16 protein-coding genes are annotated in these 16167 nt (G+C 53.7%); 13 read left to right on the top strand and 3 right to left on the bottom strand.

Annotated features, from left to right (window positions below; genetic code table 11):
* Window positions 1–53 precede the first annotated feature (53 nt).
* From ubiE to tatD, 7 genes are all read left to right on the top strand, one after another.
* The gene (ubiE, locus tag ACFL9S_RS13930; RefSeq protein WP_133846825.1) at window positions 54–809 is read left to right on the top strand and encodes a bifunctional demethylmenaquinone methyltransferase/2-methoxy-6-polyprenyl-1,4-benzoquinol methylase UbiE; all 756 of its coding nucleotides are present in this window, start codon (window positions 54–56) and stop codon (window positions 807–809) included.
* A 12-nt stretch (window positions 810–821) separates the two neighbouring features.
* Window positions 822–1427, top strand: coding sequence for an SCP2 domain-containing protein (locus tag ACFL9S_RS13925; protein ID WP_405262494.1), 606 nt, complete (start codon window positions 822–824; stop codon window positions 1425–1427).
* Window positions 1424–3061: a ubiquinone biosynthesis regulatory protein kinase UbiB gene (ubiB, locus tag ACFL9S_RS13920; RefSeq protein ID WP_405262493.1), complete on the top strand. Its 1638-nt coding sequence runs from the start codon at window positions 1424–1426 to the stop codon at window positions 3059–3061. Before ACFL9S_RS13925 ends, ubiB begins: the two co-directional genes overlap by 4 nt.
* A gap of 116 nt (window positions 3062–3177) precedes the next feature.
* Window positions 3178–3423, top strand: coding sequence for a twin-arginine translocase TatA/TatE family subunit (tatA, locus tag ACFL9S_RS13915; protein WP_405262552.1), 246 nt, complete (start codon window positions 3178–3180; stop codon window positions 3421–3423).
* Window positions 3424–3426: 3 nt separating this feature from the next.
* Window positions 3427–3954, top strand: coding sequence for a Sec-independent protein translocase protein TatB (tatB, locus tag ACFL9S_RS13910; RefSeq protein ID WP_405262492.1), 528 nt, complete (start codon window positions 3427–3429; stop codon window positions 3952–3954).
* A gap of 2 nt (window positions 3955–3956) precedes the next feature.
* A complete protein-coding gene (gene tatC, locus ACFL9S_RS13905; protein ID WP_405262491.1) occupies window positions 3957–4718 on the top strand; it encodes a Sec-independent protein translocase subunit TatC in 762 nt (253 codons plus the stop codon).
* Window positions 4719–4799: 81 nt separating this feature from the next.
* Window positions 4800–5579 (top strand): 3'-5' ssDNA/RNA exonuclease TatD, encoded by a 780-nt coding sequence (gene tatD, locus ACFL9S_RS13900; protein ID WP_405262551.1) that lies wholly within the window; start codon window positions 4800–4802, stop codon window positions 5577–5579.
* Window positions 5580–5618: 39 nt separating this feature from the next.
* Here tatD and rfaH read toward each other — a convergent pair whose 3' ends face one another.
* Complete coding sequence (gene rfaH / locus ACFL9S_RS13895) at window positions 5619–6104, bottom strand: transcription/translation regulatory transformer protein RfaH (protein WP_405262490.1); 486 nt, start codon at window positions 6102–6104, stop codon at window positions 5619–5621.
* A 157-nt stretch (window positions 6105–6261) separates the two neighbouring features.
* Between rfaH and ubiD the strand changes: the two genes are divergently transcribed.
* Both ubiD and fre read left to right on the top strand, forming a co-directional pair.
* A complete protein-coding gene (ubiD, locus tag ACFL9S_RS13890; RefSeq protein ID WP_405262489.1) occupies window positions 6262–7746 on the top strand; it encodes a 4-hydroxy-3-polyprenylbenzoate decarboxylase in 1485 nt (494 codons plus the stop codon).
* A gap of 45 nt (window positions 7747–7791) precedes the next feature.
* Window positions 7792–8493 carry an NAD(P)H-flavin reductase gene (gene fre, locus ACFL9S_RS13885; protein WP_405262488.1) on the top strand — a complete coding sequence of 234 codons (702 nt, stop codon included), beginning with the start codon at window positions 7792–7794 and terminating at the stop codon, window positions 8491–8493.
* 57 nt (window positions 8494–8550) lie between these two features.
* On the opposite strand, the gene fadA is transcribed toward fre, so the two are convergent.
* Together fadA and fadB are read right to left on the bottom strand one after the other, a co-directional pair.
* On the bottom strand, window positions 8551–9714 hold the full coding sequence (gene fadA / locus ACFL9S_RS13880) for an acetyl-CoA C-acyltransferase FadA (RefSeq protein WP_405262487.1): 1164 nt from the start codon (window positions 9712–9714) through the stop codon (window positions 8551–8553).
* A gap of 10 nt (window positions 9715–9724) precedes the next feature.
* Window positions 9725–11911 (bottom strand): fatty acid oxidation complex subunit alpha FadB, encoded by a 2187-nt coding sequence (gene fadB / locus ACFL9S_RS13875; RefSeq protein WP_405262486.1) that lies wholly within the window; start codon window positions 11909–11911, stop codon window positions 9725–9727.
* A gap of 186 nt (window positions 11912–12097) precedes the next feature.
* Between fadB and pepQ the strand changes: the two genes are divergently transcribed.
* Genes pepQ through hemG form a run of 4 tightly spaced genes read left to right on the top strand, consistent with a single transcriptional unit; the run spans window position 12098 to window position 16071 of the window.
* On the top strand, window positions 12098–13429 hold the full coding sequence (pepQ, locus tag ACFL9S_RS13870; protein WP_405262550.1) for a Xaa-Pro dipeptidase: 1332 nt from the start codon (window positions 12098–12100) through the stop codon (window positions 13427–13429).
* Window positions 13429–14040, top strand: a complete 612-nt coding sequence (locus tag ACFL9S_RS13865) for an IMPACT family protein (protein ID WP_405262485.1) — start codon at window positions 13429–13431, stop codon at window positions 14038–14040. The genes pepQ and ACFL9S_RS13865 overlap by 1 nt, the downstream gene beginning before the upstream one ends.
* Window positions 14041–14068: 28 nt before the next feature.
* Complete coding sequence (gene trkH, locus ACFL9S_RS13860) at window positions 14069–15520, top strand: Trk system potassium transporter TrkH (RefSeq protein ID WP_405262484.1); 1452 nt, start codon at window positions 14069–14071, stop codon at window positions 15518–15520.
* Window positions 15521–15534: 14 nt separating this feature from the next.
* The gene (gene hemG, locus ACFL9S_RS13855) at window positions 15535–16071 is read left to right on the top strand and encodes a menaquinone-dependent protoporphyrinogen IX dehydrogenase (RefSeq protein ID WP_405262483.1); all 537 of its coding nucleotides are present in this window, start codon (window positions 15535–15537) and stop codon (window positions 16069–16071) included.
* Window positions 16072–16167: the final 96 nt, after the last annotated feature.

The following is a 16167-nucleotide window of genomic DNA, read 5'->3' as shown; positions in this document are numbered from 1 at the left end:
TGCGTGACTCTGGTACACTTGGCAAATATTTGATTGTAGAGCAGGCAAAACAAATGGCAGATGAATCAAAGGACACAACCCACTTCGGCTACCGTACTGTTGCGAAAGACGAAAAGGCCGATATGGTTGCTGATGTTTTCCATTCCGTTGCGGCCAAATATGATCTGATGAATGATCTGATGTCATTCGGCATTCACCGCATCTGGAAGCGTTTTACCATTGATTCCAGCGGCGTGCGCCGTGGGCAGCGCGTTCTCGATTTGGCTGGCGGCACGGGGGATCTCACGGCGAAATTCTCGCGTCTGGTGGGTGAAACCGGTGAAGTGGTGCTGGCTGATATCAACAGCTCAATGCTGAAAGTAGGCCGTGAAAAGCTGCGTAATAAGGGCATCATCGGTAATGTGAATTATGTGCAGGCGAATGCCGAAGCACTGCCGTTTCCTGATAACTATTTCGACTGCATCACCATCGCTTTCGGCCTGCGCAATGTGACCGAAAAAGAGAAAGCGCTGGCGTCCATGTTCCGTGTGTTGAAGCCGGGTGGGCGTTTGCTGGTGCTGGAGTTCTCCAAACCGCAGTTCGCACCGTTGAGCAAAGCCTACGACGCCTATTCGTTCCATATTTTGCCGCGCATTGGCGAAATGGTCGCGAAAGACGCAGGCAGCTATCGCTATCTGGCAGAATCCATTCGTATGCATCCCGATCAGGACACCCTGAAGCAGATGATGAATGACGTGGGCTTTGAAAATACGACGTATCACAATCTGACGGGCGGCATTGTTGCTTTGCACCGCGGATTCAAGTTTTAAGCAGGGAAACGCATGACATTAACGCCGCTATTAACCGCCAGTCTGGAGACCGCACTTAATCATTTGCTGTACCGCGATCGTGGCCTGAAGGCGGCGCGTCAACGTCTCAATGGTCGCAGCCTGGCGATCGTGCTGACCGAGCTTAAGCAGCCGATTATCTTCATTTTCAGTGAGCAGCAGGTTGACGTGATTGGCGAATGGAGTGATACACCGGATTGTACGGTGAGAACGCGTTTAGCCACGCTGTCAAAACTGCGTGACAGGCAGCAGCTGACGACGCTGATTCGCAGCGGTGAGCTGGAAGTTGAAGGTGACCTCCAGGTTGTGCAGCAGTTTTCGGCCCTGTTGGATCTGGCAGAACTGGACCCGGCAGAGTATCTCGCGCCCTGGACTGGTGATATCGCCGCCCAGGGGATCACGCAGTTCGCCCGACGTGGTTTCAATGCGATCCGCCGTGATGTGCAGCGCAAACAGAGTTACCTGTCACAAACGTTGACGGAAGAGTGGCGTCTGGCACCGGGTTCGCTTGAGCTGGCCTGGTTTGCTGAAGAAGTGGATGCGCTGTCCCGTTCGATGGATGCGCTGGACGCTCGCCTCAGCCAGCTGGAGGTCAAATGACCTTCGGTGAACTGCGTCGTCTCTATCTGATTATTCGTGTGTTCCTCAGCTACGGTCTTGATGAACTGATCCCTAAAATGCGCCTGACTCTGCCGTTACGGCTGGGGCGCAAGTGCCTGTTCTGGATGCCTAACCGCCATAAAGATAAGCCACTGGGCGAGCGTTTACGCTTGTCGCTGGAGCAGTTAGGGCCGGTGTGGATTAAGTTTGGGCAAATGATGTCGACCCGCCGGGACCTCTTCCCGCCGTTGATCGCTGACCAGTTAGCGATGTTGCAGGATCGCGTCGCGCCATTTGATGGTGCCAAAGCGCTCAAGTTGATTGAACAGTCTCTCGGGGCGCCTATTGATACCCAGTTTGATGATTTCAATATTGTCCCGCTGGCTTCGGCCTCTATTGCCCAGGTACACACTGCGACGCTGAAAGAGAACGGCCGTGAAGTGGTGATCAAAGTGATCCGCCCGGATATTTTGCCGGTGATCAAAGCGGATATGCGCTTGATATACCGCCTGGCGCGCTGGGTGCCGCATTTGTTGCCTGATGGTCGCCGTCTGCGTCCACGCGAAGTCGTGGCGGACTATGAAAAAACACTGCTCGACGAGCTGAACCTGCTGCGCGAAGCCGCCAATGCTATCCAGCTGCGACGTAACTTTGATAGCAGCAAAATGCTGTATATACCGGAAGTCTATTCGGATTACTGCAGTGAAAATATGATGGTGATGGAGCGTATTTACGGTATTCCCATCTCCGATGTGGTGACGCTGGAACAGCATGGCGTCAATATGAAGCTGCTGGCCGAGCGTGGCGTGCAGGTCTTCTTTACCCAGGTGTTCCGTGACAGCTTTTTCCATGCGGATATGCACCCCGGTAACATTTTCGTCAGCTATGAACACCCGGAAGATCCACAATATATCGGTATTGACTGCGGCATCGTCGGTTCTCTGAACAAAGAAGATAAGCGTTATCTGGCTGAAAACTTCATTGCCTTCTTCAATCGTGACTATCGCAAGGTGGCTGAGCTACACGTCGATTCTGGCTGGGTGCCGCCTGATACTAATGTGGAAGATTTCGAATTCGCCATTCGCACGGTATGCGAACCGATTTTTGAGAAACCGCTGGCAGAAATATCGTTCGGGCATGTGCTACTTAACCTGTTCAATACGGCTCGTCGCTTTAATATGGAAGTGCAGCCTCAGCTGGTACTGCTGCAAAAAACATTGCTGTATGTTGAAGGTGTGGGTCGCCAGCTCTATCCACAGCTGGATTTGTGGAAGACGGCCAAACCTTTCCTTGAAGACTGGATTAAAGATCAGGTGGGTATTCCTGCCATTGTGCGTGCGCTGAAAGAGAAAGCGCCGTTCTGGGCAGAGAAATTGCCTGAGTTGCCAGAGCTATTTTATGACAGCCTGCGCCAGCATAAGCATTTGCGGCACAGCGTAGATCGCCTGGCTAACGATCTGAAAGGAGAGCGTGCAAAGCAGCATCAGTCGCGCTATCTGTTTGGCGTCGGTGCGACATTGCTGCTCAGTGGGACAGCAATCCTGCTGTCACGTCCTGAATGGGATATGTTCTCTGCCGGGCTGATGGCCGCAGGCGTTGTTGCCTGGTTGGTTGGCTGGGGCAGAACAAACTGATTGTCATGAAAGGTAAATAGGCAGTTTATTGCGCAAGGGGTAGGGTTTGCGCATCGTAAGTAAGACATAAGCTGTTATATACTCGAAATTCGCATCACTTATTGATATCAGAGGTAATCATGGGTATTACACTTCCACACTTGTTGATCATCGCGGTACTGGTGATTCTGTTGTTTGGCACCAAAAAACTGCGTTCACTGGGCTCTGACCTCGGCTCGTCGATCAAAGGCTTTAAAAAAGCGATGAGCGATGAGGACGACAAAGAAAAAACCCATGCTAATGATGCTGACTTCAATGCCAAACTGGCTGAACCGCAGCAGACTGAAGCGAAGAAAGAAGACGTCAAGAACGACAAGGTGTAATCCGTGTTCGACATAGGCTTTGGTGAACTGGTACTGGTATTCGTTATTGGCCTGGTGGTACTGGGTCCGCAGCGTTTACCTATTGCAGTCAGAACGGTGATGGGCTGGATCCGTGCCATGCGCTCTATGGCAACCAGCGTTCAGAATGAGCTGGCTCAGGAACTGAAAATTCAGGAACTGCAGGACGGCCTGAAAAAAATTGAACAGGCCAGCAAAGACAGTCTCTCCCCTGAGCTAAAAGCGACGGTAGATGAGCTGAAACAGACGGCTGATTCAATGAAGCGCTCCTACTTAGGTGAAAATGAAAAAGCGGATGACGAAGCTCACACTATCCATAATCCGTTAGTGAAAGATCCTCTGCAATCGCATGATGGTGCCACGCCAGCGGCAGCAGACCACCAGGCAAGTGCGCCAGCACAGGCACCCGTCACGGTGACGCAATCTGCATCAACGCCATCTGAATCGAAACAGCCGCCAGCTTCTGCTCCGCGTGCATCCGTGCCACCTTCACAACCAGGCGATGAACGTTAAATATGGCTGTTGATGATACCCAACCGCTTATCAGTCATCTGATTGAGCTACGTAAGCGCCTGTTGAACAGCATTATTGCTGTTCTGGCCATTTTTCTGTGCCTGGTCTATTTTTCCAACGATATTTATCAACTTGTCTCGGCGCCCTTGATCAAGCAATTGCCCGCCGGGGCCAGTATGATCGCGACTGATGTAGCATCCCCTTTTCTGGCACCGATTAAGCTGACGATCATTGTCTCATTGTTCCTGTCAGTGCCGATTATCCTCTACCAGGTTTGGGCCTTTGTGGCGCCCGCGTTATATCGCCATGAACGCAAGCTGGTTATGCCCCTGCTGTTTTCCAGTTCATTCCTATTCTACCTGGGGATGGCTTTCGCCTACTTTATTGTCTTCCCGCTGGCGTTCAGCTTCTTTGCCAAGACCGCGCCACAGGGAGTGACGATTGCCACCGACATTAATAACTATCTCGATTTTGTGATGACGTTATTTATGGCATTTGGCGTATCGTTCGAAGTACCGATTGCTATCGTTCTGCTGTGCTGGACCGGGGTAACAACGCCGGAAGATCTGCGCGCGAAACGTCCGTATGTGCTGGTAGGTGCATTTGTCGTTGGCATGCTGCTGACGCCGCCGGATATCTTCTCCCAGACGTTGCTGGCCATTCCGATGTACTGCCTGTTTGAAGTGGGTGTCTTTGTTTCCCGCTTCTACGTGGGTAAAAACCGTCGCGATGAAGACGAAGAGCAGGACGCGGAATCGGAGTAACGATGCGCGAACGGCTGCCACCGGCAGAACAACCTGAATAAATTAACCGCCCGTCAGGGCGGTTACTGTATGGAAAAGACTATGTTTGATATTGGTGTAAACCTGACCAGCACGCAGTTCGCGAAAGATCGCGAAAAAGTCGTTAAACGTGCGCGCGAGGCGGGTGTTACCGGCATGTTGATTACCGGCACTAATGCGCTGGAGAGTCAGCAGGCTTGTAGCCTTGCACAACAGCATCCGGATTATTGCTGGTCAACCGCTGGCGTTCATCCTCACCATGCCAGCGAATGGTCGGGGGAAACCGCGGCTACGTTGCGTCGGCTGGCGGAAAATGACCGGGTTGTCGCCATCGGTGAGTGTGGCCTCGATTTTAATCGCAACTTCTCTGAACCAGAACAGCAGGCTTACGCCTTTGAGGCCCAGCTTGCCCTGGCCGCCGAATTATCACTGCCTGTGTTTCTGCACTGCCGGGAAGCACATGAGCGGTTTGTTGCTATCCTGGCACCGTGGTTACCTAAGCTAACGGCGGCTGTGTTGCACTGCTTTACCGGGACGCGTGAAGAGCTGGAAGCGTGCCTGGCGCTGGGATTATCTATTGGTATTACCGGATGGGTGTGCGATGAGCGGAGAGGGCAGGCGCTGCGCGAGTTGATGCCGCTGATCCCGGCAGACCGTCTGCTGCTGGAAACGGATGCGCCCTGGTTACTCCCACGTGATATGCACCCTCGCCCGGCATCGCGCCGCAATGAACCTTGTTTTTTACCGCATATTGTTCAACAGGTGGCACTACTGCGCGGGGAAGATGCGGGTGAACTGGCAGAGCAAACGGCGTTAAATGCACGAAAACTGTTTGGTTTGTGACAGGAACAGGGGGCTATTTTCGCCCCTGGATGTGCGGGATTACAGCTTCTGAAACTGGCGGTTGCCCACGCTGCGTACCACCTGTTTATTTAACAGATTCAGCAATAGCATGGATCTGGCTTCACCGTCAGGTTCGGTGAATATCGCCTGCAATCCTTCAAATGCTCCCTCGGTAATAATCACCGTATCGCCTGGCTGCGGAAGCTCACTTTCCACGGCGGGTTCGATGGGGCTTTGCAATGCGACAATCACATCCAGCGGAACGGTGGCGGGCTGATTACCAAAACGAACAAAATGGCTGACCCCACGCGTGGCGCTGATGGTGGTGGTATGAATGGATTCAGGATCGAACTCAATAAACAGATAATTGGGAAATAACGGCTCATTCACCTGGGTACGTTTGCCACGCACTGTTTTCTCTAAAGCAATCATCGGGCTGAGGCAATGCACGGCCTGGCGCTCAAGGTGCTCTTTCGCGCGCAGTAACTGACCTCGTTTGCAGTAAAGTAAATACCAGGATTCCATAACATCACTTTCCAATTATCAGTCAGATAAGAATAGCAAAATCGCTCTGAGAGATATAGCGAGAGTGCAGCAGCGGCTGAACGTCGCAACAAAATTTACCCTGATCGCTGGATCGGCACTATAATGGCCGACTCACTGACCGTACTGATGGAAAGTCATGAAATACCACGACTTACGCGATTTCCTCTCTCTGCTTGAAAAGCGTGGGGAATTAAAACGCATCAAACACGAGATCGATCCTGATCTGGAAATGACTGAAATTGCCGATCGCACGCTGCGTGCCGGCGGTCCTGCTTTGCTGTTTGAAAACCCGAAAGGTTACAGCATGCCAGTCCTTTGCAATCTCTTTGGTACCCCGGATCGCGTGGCGCTGGGCATGGGCCAGGAGGATGTTAAAGCATTGCGGGACGTTGGCCGCCTGCTGGCATTCCTCAAGGAGCCTGAGCCGCCGCGTGGTTTCCGCGACTTCTTCGATAAAATGCCGCAGTGGAAGCAGGTCCTGAACATGCCGACGAAACGGCTGCGCAGTGCGCCTTGCCAGGAACAGGTTTGGCAGGGTGATGATGTCGATCTCAGCCGCATTCCGGTGATGAAATGCTGGCCAGACGACGCTGCACCGCTGGTAACCTGGGGTTTGACCGTCACTCGTGGCCCGCTGAAAGAGCGCCAGAACCTGGGCATTTACCGTCAGCAGGTGATTGGGAAAAACAAGCTGATCATGCGCTGGCTTTCACATCGTGGCGGTGCACTGGATTTCCAGGATTGGTGCCAGCAGCATCCGGGTGAACGCTTCCCTGTCTCTGTTGCGCTGGGTGCCGATCCGGCAACCATTCTCGCGGCCGTTACGCCAGTGCCGGATACCCTGTCGGAATATGCGTTTGCCGGGCTGTTGCGCGGAACCAAAACCGAAGTGGTTAAGTGCGTTTCCAACGATCTGGAAGTACCTGCCAGTGCAGAAATTGTGTTGGAGGGGTATATTGAACCCGGTGAAATGGCGCCGGAAGGCCCATACGGTGACCACACTGGGTACTATAATGAAGTGGATAACTTCCCGGTGTTCACCATCACACATATTACGCAGCGCCGTGATGCGATTTATCACTCCACCTTTACCGGGCGTCCACCGGATGAACCCGCCGTACTGGGTGTGGCGCTGAATGAAGTGTTTGTGCCGATCCTGCAAAAGCAGTTTCCGGAGATTGTGGATTTCTATTTACCACCGGAAGGGTGTTCTTACCGTCTGGCCGTGGTGACGATTAAGAAACAGTATGCCGGGCACGCCAAACGCGTCATGATGGGCGTCTGGTCTTTCCTGCGTCAGTTTATGTATACCAAATTTGTTATCGTCTGCGATGATGACATTAATGCGCGTGACTGGAATGATGTTATCTGGGCGATCACCACGCGTATGGATCCGGCCCGTGATACGGTTCTGATTGAAAATACGCCGATCGACTACCTCGATTTTGCCTCGCCTGTTTCGGGTCTGGGGTCAAAAATGGGGCTTGATGCGACCAATAAATGGCCGGGTGAAACCCAGCGCGAGTGGGGTACGCCAATCCGTAAGGATCCTGCTGTTACCGCACGTATTGATGCGATTTGGGATGAGTTAGGCATCTTGAGTGATACACCAGCGCGCTGAAGTGCTGGCGGTCAAATGATAATGACGACCCGACAGAGGGAACGCATGACAACCTTAAGCTGTAAAGTGACCTCAGTAGAGGCTATTACCGATACCGTGTACCGCGTACGTATGATCCCTGAAGCTGATTTTAGCTTCCAGGCGGGTCAGTATTTGATGGTGGTGATGGACGAAAACGACAAACGTCCGTTCTCACTGGCATCAACGCCGATGGAAAAAGACATTATTGAGCTGCATATTGGTGCCTCTGAGCTGAACCTCTATGCGATGGCCGTAATGGAACGTATCCAGCAGCAGCGTCAGATTACCGTTGATATTCCTCATGGTGATGCCTGGCTCCGCGAAGAGGGCGAACGCCCGCTGGTACTGATTGCTGGCGGCACAGGTTTCTCCTATGCGCGTTCCATTTTGCTGACGGCATTGTCGCAGCAGCCGGACCGCCATATTGCGATCTACTGGGGTGGGCGCGAGCTGAAACACCTGTACGATCTGGATGAACTGAACGCCCTGGCGATCAAGCACCCGAACCTGAGCGTGATTCCGGTGGTGGAGCAGCCTGAAGAGGGCTTTACCGGCCGTAATGGCACGGTTCTGACCGCCGTCATGCAGGATTATGGCTCTCTGGTCGATCACGATATCTACATCGCGGGTCGTTTCGAGATGGCTAAAATTGCCCGTGAACGCTTCTGTGCCGAACGTGGTGCACAGGAAGCGCGCATGTTCGGCGATGCTTTTGCCTTTATCTGACAGTAAGGGGCAGCCAGGCTGCCCCTTGTTTCTACCTGAGTCGCCCCGTGGCGTAAACTAAACGCGTTCAAACACCGTTGCGATCCCCTGTCCCAACCCGATGCACATGGTGGCAAGACCAAACTGCGCATCCCGCCGCTCCATCAGATTAAGCAGTGTGGTGCTGATACGTGCCCCCGAGCATCCCAGCGGGTGGCCTAGTGCAATCGCGCCGCCATTCAGATTCACCTTCTCGTCGAGTTGATCCATCAGCCCCAGATCCTTAATGCAGGGCAGGGTTTGTGCCGCAAAAGCTTCATTCAGTTCAAACACACCGATATCGCTGATGTTCAGCCCGGCACGTTTCAGCGCCAGCTGTGATGCCGGAACAGGGCCGTATCCCATAATTGACGGGTCACAGCCGACAACGGCCATTGCGCGGATTCTGGCTCGCGGTGTGAGACCATATTCCCGTGCGAGTGACTCGCTCATCACCAGCATGGCGGCAGCACCGTCCGAGAGCGCTGAACTGCTGCCCGCCGTCACGGTGCCGTTCACCGGGTCAAATGCCGGGCGCAATGCGGCCAGACTTTCTGCCGTGGTATCCGGGCGGATCACTTCATCGGTGTCATAGCGTTTTAATACGCCATCGGCGTCATGCCCGGAGACAGACACAATTTCACTGGCGAAATGCCCGGCTTCCGTTGCTGCCCAGGCGCGCTGATGGGAGCGGGCGGCAAACTGATCCTGCAACTCGCGGCTGATACCGTGAATTTTTGCCAGCATTTCAGCCGTCAGACCCATCATTCCCGCCGCTTTCGCCACGTTGCGGCTCAGGCCGGGATGGAAGTCGACGCCGTGATTCATCGGCACGTGGCCCATATGTTCTACGCCGCCAATCAGGCAGGAGCGGGCATCGCCGACCATAATGGCGCGCGCGGCATCATGCAGCGCCTGCATCGATGAGCCGCACAGACGGTTGACGGTGGTAGCAGGTACGCTGTGGGGGATTTCTGCCAGCAGCGCCGCATTACGCGCAATATTAAAACCCTGCTCCAGCGTCTGCTGAACGCAACCCCAATAGATGTCATCCAGCAACGCGGCGTCCAGCGCAGGGTTGCGACTAAGCAGGCTGCGCATCAGATGAGCTGAAAGGTCTTCGGCCCGTACGTGACGAAATGCGCCGCCTTTCGAACGTCCCATTGGCGTGCGAATGGCATCAACGATCACAACTTTTTCCATTTTGATTTCCTCACGCCGTTTTCAAAGAGAGATCGTTCAATGGCACCGCCAGCGGATACCAGCTTCCGCCCTGCGCGGCCTTATCCAGTAACCCGTCCGGCAGCTGATAAAGCGCACCCAGCGTGGTGAACGGTTCAGCCTGAGCGACAAACTTATCGCTGCCGAGGGTGTCCAGATAACGGAAAGCGCCGCCGTGGAACGGTGGGAAGCCCAGACCGTAAACCAGCGCCATATCGGCTTCCGCCGGACTGGCGATAATGCCTTCTTCCAGACAGCGAACCACTTCGTTAATCATCGGGATCATCATACGGGCGATAATTTCCTCATCGCTGAACACGCGTTTCGGCTGGCACACGCTCTGCAACAGACGATCGGTTTCGGCATCTGTGACCTTCTTCGCTTTGCCTTTGCTGTCGGTTTCCCAGCGCCAGAATCCCTGCTGGTTTTTCTGGCCGTAACGTTTTGCTTCAAACAGGATATCGATGGCATCCCGATACTCTTTCTTCATGCGTTGCGGAAAACCCTCTGCCATAACGCGTTGCGCATGATGCGCCGTATCGATGCCCACCACGTCAAGCAGCCATGAAGGTCCCATTGGCCAGCCGAACTGTTTTTCCATCACTTTATCAATCTGACGGAAGTCGGCACCGTCACGCAGGAGGAGACTGAACCCTGCGAAGTAGGGGAACAGCACGCGGTTCACAAAGAATCCTGGGCAGTCATTAACGACAATCGGTGTCTTGCCCATTTTGCTGGCCCAGGCCACCACTTTGGCGATGGTGCTGTCAGCCGTTTTCTCCCCACGAATGACCTCAACGAGTGGCATACGCGGTACCGGGTTAAAGAAGTGCATCCCACAGAAGTTTTCCGGACGGGTAAGTGCTTCAGCAAGCTGACTGATGGGGATGGTAGAGGTGTTCGATGCCAGAATAGTATCCGGGCGAATATGACTTTCTGTTTCGGCCAGTACGGCCGCTTTCACCTGCGGGTTTTCAACCACTGCTTCGACCACCACATCAACCCGGTCGAAACCCGCATAGTGCAGCGTGGGTTGAATGGTGCCGATGACGCCTGCGAGTTTCAATCCATCAATTTTGCCGCGTACCAGCTGCTTATTCAGCAGTTTTGCGGCTTCATTCATTCCCAGTGTCAGCGATGTTTCGCTGATATCTTTCATCATCACCGGCACGCCTTTCCAGGCGGACTGATAAGCGATGCCGCCACCCATGATACCGGCACCCAGTACGGCGGCCTGTTTTGGCGTTTCAACGTCGCGGGTCAGCTTCTTCGCTTTGGCTTTTACTGCCTGATCGTTGAGGAAAATCCCGACCAGGGCGCGGGCTTCATTCGATCGCGCCAGGGGAACAAACGCAGCGGTTTCCAGTTTCAGTGCCTCGTTGCGGCCCAGACGCGCAGCGGCCTCAATGGTTTTCACGGCGGTCAGTGGGGCTGGGTAGTGTTTCCCTGCGGTTTGCATCACCATCGCTTTGGCCGTAGTGAAACTCATCGCGGCTTCAATTTTATTCAGTTTTAGCGGCTCCAGCTTGCACTGGCGGCGTTCCCGCCACGGCAATCGACCGGAGATCGCCTCTTTCAATACGGATAGTGCGGCGGCATCCAGTTTATCCGCAGCCACGACAGCATCTACCAGACCCACTTTCAGTGCCTGAGTACCATCAATATCTTTACCCGCTGCAATAATTTCCAGTGCACTGTCAGCCCCAAGCAGACGTGGCAGACGCACGGACCCCCCAAAACCAGGCATGATGCCGAGTTTCGTTTCCGGCAGGCCAATGCGGGTATCGGCAGTCGCAATACGGAAATCCGTCGCCAGCACACATTCGCAACCGCCACCTAATGCATAGCCACGAATGGCGGAAACGGTGGGAACGGGGAGATCTTCCAGGCGATTGAAGATGCCATTGGCAAAGCCCAGCCATGCGGTGAGTTTTTCTTCCGGGGCGATAAACAGTGAGAGGAATTCCGTGATATCGGCACCGACGATAAAGGCCGATTTGCGTGAACTGAGCAGCACGCCACGCAGGGTGGGTTGCTGTTCCAGCACCGAGATAGCTTCACCGAGGCTGGCAACCGTCTGTGTATCCAGCTTGTTCACCGAGCCGGGCGCATCAAAAATCAGTTCGGCTATGCCGTCTTCCAGCCAGTCGAGGGATAGGGTTTCGCCTTGGTAGAGCATGTGTGTCTCCTGAGCCGCGATAAGAGGATCTGGTCATACCAGATGATCGTGAGTGTGGGATTGGTGTTGCTTATTTGCAAACGATACGTTGTCGATTTGCAAACAAGATCACAACTGCGGCAAAACGCCATACCCCTGCTGGCTGTGGTAAGATGCCGACAATTTCGTAATAACGGAGACAGGATGATGGAGTCACTGGTTACGCTTTATCAGCAGCATGTGAAAACGTTACAGCAGCGCGCACAGCAGGTGCTGGCGCGGCACAATCTTGATGCCATGCTGATTCATTCCGGGGAATTACTGACGGTATTTCTCGACGATCACACGTATCCCTTCAAGGTAAACCCTCAGTTCAAAGCCTGGGTGCCGGTTACTCAGGTGCCAAACTGCTGGCTGTGGATCGACGGTGTCAACAAGCCGAAGCTGTGGTTCTATTCCCCTGTTGATTACTGGCACAACGTTGAGCCTTTACCGCATAGCTTCTGGACAGGTGAAATTGACATCATCGGCCTGAAGAGTGCGGATGACATCGGCCAGCAGTTACCTGCGCAGCGTCAGAATGTGGCGTATATCGGGCCGGTGCCTGCACGAGCCACTCAGCTTGGGTTCAGTGCCGGGGCGATTAATCCTCAGGGCGTGATCGACTTCCTGCATTATCACCGTGCTTATAAAACGGGTTATGAGCTGCATTGTCTGCGTCAGGCGCAGAAAGCGGCCGTGACCGGCCATCGTGCGGCCAAAGAAGCATTTCTGTCCGGTATGAGCGAGTTCGACATTAATGTCGCCTATCTCAGCGCAACCGGCCACCGCGATACCGATGTTCCTTATGGCAATATCATTGCCCTTAACGAACATGCTGCGGTGCTGCACTACACTAAACTCGAACATCAGCTCCCTGAGCAGCGGCGCAGTTTCCTGATCGATGCAGGCGCCGAGTATAACGGCTACGCAGCCGATCTGACCCGCAGCTATGCGGCGAACGAGAAGAGTGACTATGCGCAGTTGATCAGGGACATGAATGCCGAAGAACTGGCGTTGATTGCCACGATGAAAGCGGGCGTGCGCTATACCGAATACCATCAGCAGATGCATTATCGTATCGCCAGTCTGCTGCTTAAACACCAACTGGTGAATGGCATCAGCGCGGAAGCGATGGTGAAAGAGGATCTTACCGGTCCCTTTATGCCTCACGGCATTGGCCATCCGCTGGGCTTACAGGTGCATGACGTTGCCGGCTTTATGCAGGATGAGCAGGGTACACATCTGGCTGCTCCTGCGAAGTATCCGTACCTGCGTTGTACCCGCATGCTCGAGCCGGGAATGGTGCTGACGATTGAACCGGGTATCTACTTCATCGACTCGTTGCTGGCGCCGTGGCGTGCCGGTAAGTTCAGTCAGCATTTTGACTGGGCGAAAATTGATGCGCTGAAGCCTTACGGCGGTATCCGCATTGAAGATAATGTCGTGATTCATACCAACGGCGTAGAAAATATGACTCGCGATCTGCATCTGGCCTGATGGACGCTTACGATATCCCGGCTGAACTGTTCAGCTTTAGCGAAGAGATCAAGAAAAGCCGATTTATCACGCTGCTGGCACACACCGAAGGTGTGGAGGCGGCACGGGGATTCGTACAGCAGATCAAGCAACAGCACCCAACGGCCCGGCATCACTGCTGGGCTTTTGTCGCCGGGGCACCCGATGATTCGCAACAGTTGGGATTCTCCGACGATGGGGAGCCGTCCGGTACCGCCGGTAAACCAATGCTGGCCCAGTTAATGGGTAACAATATTGGCGAAATTACGGCGGTTGTTGTGCGTTATTATGGCGGCATCCAGCTGGGAACGGGTGGGCTGGTTAAGGCCTATGGCGGTGGCGTGCAACAGGCGTTGCGATTACTGCCCCGCAAGGTCAAAGTTCCCATGCTACAGTTCAGCCTTATCTGCGATTATGCCCAACTGGGTGATATTGAACGGATGACGGCACGTTTTGATGGTCAACTGCTTCATACTGAGTTCCAGCAGAACATTACTCTTCACCTGGCTCTGCCTCATGCGCAGGTGGCGGGTTTCAGGCAAAATCTATCAGACTTTAGCCGGGGCACTTTGCAATTAGCCTCGCTCAAATAACACTTCATGTCAGGAAAGGAACGGCAGAATGCATTTTCGCGCCATTACCCGCATAGTGGGTTTACTGGTTATTTTGTTCTCAGGCACCATGATTGTGCCCGGGCTGGTGGCGTTAATTTACCGCGATGGGGCAGGGCGTGCATTCACTCAGACGTTTTTCATGGCGCTGATGATTGGGACGTTGCTGTGGTGGCCGAACCGTAAAAAGAAGAGCGAGCTGAAGCCACGGGAAGGATTCCTGATCGTCGTACTGTTCTGGACGGTGCTGGGTAGTGTCGGGGCCATGCCCTTTATCTTCGCAGAGCAGCCTAACCTGTCACTGACCGATGCCTTTTTCGAATCGTTCTCCGCCCTGACGACCACCGGAGCCACCACGCTGGTGGGGCTGGACGCATTACCGAAGGCGATTTTGTTTTATCGTCAGATGTTGCAGTGGTTGGGGGGGATGGGGATCATCGTGCTCGCCGTAGCGATCCTGCCAATCCTTGGGGTCGGGGGAATGCAGCTCTACCGTGCAGAAATGCCCGGCCCGTTAAAAGACAACAAAATGCGGCCGCGTATTGCTGAAACAGCGAAAACACTGTGGCTGATCTATGTGTTGTTGACGATTGCCTGTGCGGTGTCGCTGTGGATGGCGGGGATGTCGCTGTTTGATGCCATTGGGCACAGCTTCTCGACTATCGCCATTGGGGGATTCTCTACTCATGATGCCAGCATTGGTTACTTTAATAGCCCGACCATTAATACCATCATCGCCGTCTTCCTGCTCATTTCTGGCTGTAACTATGGCCTGCACTTCTCGTTGCTGAGCGGACGCAGCTTACGCGTTTACTGGCGCGATCCTGAATTTCGTATGTTTATCGGCGTACAGATTACGCTGGTGATTATTTGCACACTGGTGCTGTGGTTCCATGATGTCTACCAGACAGGAATGCAGACAATCAACCAGGCTTTCTTCCAGGTGGTATCGATGGCAACCACCGCAGGCTTCACCACGGACAGCATCGCTCGCTGGCCTCTCTTCCTGCCAGTATTGTTACTCTGTTCTGCCTTTATTGGTGGCTGCGCCGGTTCAACGGGGGGCGGCCTGAAGGTGATCCGAATCCTGCTGCTGTTTAAGCAAGGGTCGCGAGAGCTGAAAAGGCTGGTACACCCGAATGCGGTATACACCATTAAACTGGGTAACCGTGCGCTGCCTGAGCGTATTCTTGAAGCCGTGTGGGGTTTCTTCTCTGCCTATGCATTGGTATTCATCCTCAGCATGTTGGCGATCATCGCCACGGGTGTTGATGACTTCTCGGCATTTGCGGCGGTGGCGGCAACGCTTAACAACCTTGGCCCTGGCCTTGGCGTGGTGGCGGATAACTTTACCTCAATGAATGATACCGCCAAATGGATCCTGATTTTGACGATGCTGTTCGGGCGTCTTGAAGTCTTCACCTTATTAGTTCTGTTTACGCCGACATTCTGGCGTGAATAAGTGAGAGTGGAATAATGAAAGCATTAATCCTGTTTTCCAGCCGCGATGGGCAGACCCGTGAGATTGCCTTCTATATAGCTAACCAGCTAAAGGAGGTGCGGGAGTGTGATGTGTTTAACATCCAGCTTATTAACGAGATTGACTGGACGCAGTACGATCGGGTGTTGATAGGGGCTTCGATCCGTTATGGGCACTTCCAGCCTGCGGTGGCGAAATTTGTGAAAACACACCTTAATGCACTACAGAAGCGTTCAAGTGGCTTTTTCTCGGTAAACCTGACGGCACGTAAACCTGAGAAGCGTACGCCACAGACCAATGCTTATACCCGCAAGTTTTTGATTCAGTCTCCGTGGGAGCCTGATTGCTGCGCTGTCTTTGCTGGTGCGCTGCGCTATCCGCGCTACAGCTTCTTCGATCGCATCATGATCCAACTGATAATGCGTATGACAAAGGGAGAAACCGATGCCCGTAAAGAAGTGGAGTATACCGACTGGCAGCAGGTGACCCGTTTTGCCCAGGAATTTGCTGCATTACCGAGCAAATCGCAGTAAAAAAACACGCTTCGCTGAAAAATAACGCGCTCAGTCATTTTATTGCAATAAACACTTGTCACCCGTCGGAATTTCCCTATAATGCGCAACCACTGA

The sequence above is a fragment of the Erwinia sp. AnSW2-5 genome (assembly GCF_045107195.1).
In the GTDB taxonomy this organism is placed as follows: Bacteria; Pseudomonadota; Gammaproteobacteria; order Enterobacterales; family Enterobacteriaceae; genus Erwinia.
The sequence above is the reverse complement of the archived record's forward strand: the minus strand, read 5'-3'. Positions and strand labels throughout refer to the sequence as shown.

Excerpts from the sequence above, each read along its gene's own strand:
- ubiE (WP_133846825.1), top strand. The coding sequence starts at position 54 with ATGGCAGATGAATCAAAGGACACAACCCACTTCGGCTACCGTACTGTT.
- ACFL9S_RS13925 (WP_405262494.1), top strand. The coding sequence starts at position 822 with ATGACATTAACGCCGCTATTAACCGCCAGTCTGGAGACCGCACTTAAT.
- ubiB (WP_405262493.1), top strand. The coding sequence starts at position 1,424 with ATGACCTTCGGTGAACTGCGTCGTCTCTATCTGATTATTCGTGTGTTC.
- tatC (WP_405262491.1), top strand. The coding sequence starts at position 3,957 with ATGGCTGTTGATGATACCCAACCGCTTATCAGTCATCTGATTGAGCTA.
- tatD (WP_405262551.1), top strand. The coding sequence starts at position 4,800 with ATGTTTGATATTGGTGTAAACCTGACCAGCACGCAGTTCGCGAAAGAT.
- rfaH (WP_405262490.1), bottom strand. The coding sequence starts at position 6,104 with ATGGAATCCTGGTATTTACTTTACTGCAAACGAGGTCAGTTACTGCGC.
- ubiD (WP_405262489.1), top strand. The coding sequence starts at position 6,262 with ATGAAATACCACGACTTACGCGATTTCCTCTCTCTGCTTGAAAAGCGT.
- fre (WP_405262488.1), top strand. The coding sequence starts at position 7,792 with ATGACAACCTTAAGCTGTAAAGTGACCTCAGTAGAGGCTATTACCGAT.
- fadA (WP_405262487.1), bottom strand. The coding sequence starts at position 9,714 with ATGGAAAAAGTTGTGATCGTTGATGCCATTCGCACGCCAATGGGACGT.
- fadB (WP_405262486.1), bottom strand. The coding sequence starts at position 11,911 with ATGCTCTACCAAGGCGAAACCCTATCCCTCGACTGGCTGGAAGACGGC.
- pepQ (WP_405262550.1), top strand. The coding sequence starts at position 12,098 with ATGGAGTCACTGGTTACGCTTTATCAGCAGCATGTGAAAACGTTACAG.
- ACFL9S_RS13865 (WP_405262485.1), top strand. The coding sequence starts at position 13,429 with ATGGACGCTTACGATATCCCGGCTGAACTGTTCAGCTTTAGCGAAGAG.
- trkH (WP_405262484.1), top strand. The coding sequence starts at position 14,069 with ATGCATTTTCGCGCCATTACCCGCATAGTGGGTTTACTGGTTATTTTG.
- hemG (WP_405262483.1), top strand. The coding sequence starts at position 15,535 with ATGAAAGCATTAATCCTGTTTTCCAGCCGCGATGGGCAGACCCGTGAG.